The organism is Vibrio sp. V39_P1S14PM300 (assembly GCF_009904765.1).
Lineage (GTDB): Bacteria > Pseudomonadota > Gammaproteobacteria > Enterobacterales > Vibrionaceae > Vibrio > Vibrio proteolyticus.
In genome coordinates, this window is the sequence record NZ_WXWP01000320.1 from 1 (window position 1) to 2,512 (window position 2,512).

The 2,512-nt window shown below is 43.3% G+C and carries 2 protein-coding genes and 1 pseudogene; 2 read left to right on the forward strand and 1 reads right to left on the reverse strand.

Features of this window, described 5'->3' with window-relative positions; translation table 11 throughout:
- Both CAG65_RS16295 and thyA read left to right on the forward strand, forming a co-directional pair.
- Positions 1-200, forward strand: a pseudogene (locus tag CAG65_RS16295) (thymidylate synthase); the annotation flags it as partial.
- A gap of 131 nt (positions 201-331) precedes the next feature.
- Entirely contained in the window at positions 332-1,126 is a 795-nt protein-coding gene (gene thyA / locus CAG65_RS16300; protein ID WP_069547184.1) for a thymidylate synthase, read from the forward strand.
- Between the two features lie 122 nt (positions 1,127-1,248).
- Here the strand turns inward: thyA and CAG65_RS16305 are convergent, their stop codons facing one another.
- Complete coding sequence (locus CAG65_RS16305; protein ID WP_161454314.1) at positions 1,249-2,289, reverse strand: IS481 family transposase; 1,041 nt, start codon at positions 2,287-2,289, stop codon at positions 1,249-1,251.
- Between the last annotated feature and the right edge of the window lie 223 nt (positions 2,290-2,512).

Below are 2,512 nucleotides of genomic sequence, written 5' to 3' on the forward strand. Positions count from 1 at the left end.
TACGCAAAGGGTTGCGTCGGCAGCGTCAGATGTGTATAAAGGACAATCGTAAAGGTGAGGATGACATGGGGCGGGTTTATGGGGTGCAGGGGCGTGCCTGGGCGAAGCCGGATGGGGGGCACATTGACCAGCTCCGTAAGATTGTGGATGACTTAACCCGCGGTGTTGATGATCGCGGTGAAATTCTTAATTTCTATAACAAAGTACCCCTCAAAAAACTACTAGTTAGTGAGTGGGTGAGTGAGTTGCCTTTTATATCAATACTTTTAAGATGCTTTAATACTAGTAGTCACTACCAGTACCCACTACAAGTTACTCAAGGAGCCTAGCAATGAAACAATATCACGACTTAATGAAAAGAATCCTTGAAGAGGGTACAGAAAGGGGAGACAGAACAGGCACAGGTACACTTTCAGTCTTTGGTCATCAAATGAGATTTAACCTATCAGAGGGTTTTCCTCTGGTTACAACGAAGAAATGTCATTTACGATCAATTATCCATGAACTCCTTTGGTTCTTGAAAGGAGACACCAACATCACTTACCTAAAAGAAAATGGTGTAAGTATTTGGGATGAGTGGGCAGATGAGAATGGTGATCTTGGCCCTGTTTACGGATATCAGTGGCGGTCTTGGCCTAATTCTGACGGTAGCCACACTGACCAGATTGCGAATGTGGTAGATGCTATTAAGAACAACCCAAATAGCAGAAGACACATGGTTGTTGCCTATAACCCATCTTTTGTAGATGAGATGGCACTACCTCCATGTCATGCGATGTTTCAGTTTTATGTAGCAAATGGCAAGCTTTCGTGTCAGCTTTATCAGAGAAGTTGTGATGTTTTCTTGGGGCTTCCGTTTAATATTGCCTCTTATGCGCTTTTAACTCATATGATTGCACAACAGTGTGATTTGGATGTTGGAGACTTTGTTTGGACTGGAGGAGATACTCATCTTTACCTCAATCACTTAGAGCAAACTAACCTCCAGCTTTCAAGAGAGCCATATCCACTTCCAGAGCTGAAAATCAAACGCAAACCTGACAGCTTATTTGACTATAAGTTTGAGGACTTTGAAATCGTAGGCTACGAATCTCACCCTCATATCAAAGCTCCTGTAGCCGTATAAGCAGCTTGCCCCTAAAGGCTTAGCAGGGTATTTAGGATAATAATGGTCAAGTAAAATAATAAAGTGTACTAATTCAGACCTGATCTGACAGTTACCCACTTTTCAACTCGGTGCCTGTCAGATTATATCTGGGCTAGATTCTTCTCTGCCCAGATTGATTTCCCATCCTCTAATGTTTCTATTGGCGTTCTGCCGCAGCACATTTTTCCTTGATGAGTACGATGATTGTTGTAGTAGTCCATCCATTCGTCCAGATCTTTCTGTAACTCTTCCATCGAACCATACAGTTTCTTTCTGAACGTCACTTGGTAGAACTCATTCAATATGGTCTTGTGGAAGCGTTCGCAGATCCCGTTTGTTTGTGGCGACATGGCCTTAGTCTTGGTGTGGTCGATATCATTGATCGCTAAATAAAGCTGGTAATCGTGCTGCTCGACTCGACCGCAGTATTCAGTGCCTCGGTCCGTTAAAATTCTAAGCATTGGTAGCTCCTGAGCCTCGAAGAACGGTAGAACTTTGTCATTCAACATATCAGCAGCGGTGATCGGTGTTTTTGTTGTGTAGAGCTTGGCAAAGGCGACTTTGCTGTAGGTATCAACGAAGGTTTGTTGATAGATGCGTCCAACACCTTTCAAGTTGCCAACATAGAAAGTGTCTTGAGAGCCGAGATAACCTGGATGTGCTGTTTCTATCTCACCACAAACCTCATCATCGAGTTTCTTGCGCTCAAGGGCGACAACTTGCTCATCAGTTAAGATGATACCGTTCTCAGCGACCTGCTTCTCCAGTGCGATAAGGCGTTTCTTGAAGTTCTCTAGATCATTACGAAGCCAGATTGAGCGAACGCCACTTGGGGAGATAAACACACCCAGTTTACGTAGTTCATTGCTTGTTCTGACTTGTCCGTGAGCAGGGAAATCAATGGCGTACTTGAGAACAGCCTGTTCAATTTCACTATCGACACGATTCTTCAAGTTTGGTGTTCTACGGCTCTGATTAATAAGTGCATCGATACCACCAGTCTCGACTAACTCTTGATAACGATAGAAAGTGTCTCTGGAGACGCCCATGACCTTACAGGCTCTGGATACATTGCCGAGTTCTTCTGCAAGATTGAGAAGGCCAGCTTTGTGTTTAATGATTGGATTGCTAGTATGAAGCATGAGAGTTACCTCTTATTGTCTTTGATTACGGATTCAGCACCTTTAATCAAAGTGGGTAACTCTCTTCATTTCAAATTGAAGTGTCAGATCTAGTCAGAACTAATACAAATAAAGCCACTCGTAACTCTCATAACTCACTACTCGCTAGGCATTTATGATTTTTCTTGACCATTCGCTGAAACACGTTTGAGGACAAAATTAGCTAGGGGAATGACCCTAGCTC

What these genes read in the sequence shown, in the direction of transcription:
- thyA (WP_069547184.1), top strand. Translation starts at nt 332, where the DNA reads ATGAAACAATATCACGACTTAATGAAAAGAATCCTTGAAGAGGGTACA.
- CAG65_RS16305 (WP_161454314.1), bottom strand. Translation starts at nt 2,289, where the DNA reads ATGCTTCATACTAGCAATCCAATCATTAAACACAAAGCTGGCCTTCTC.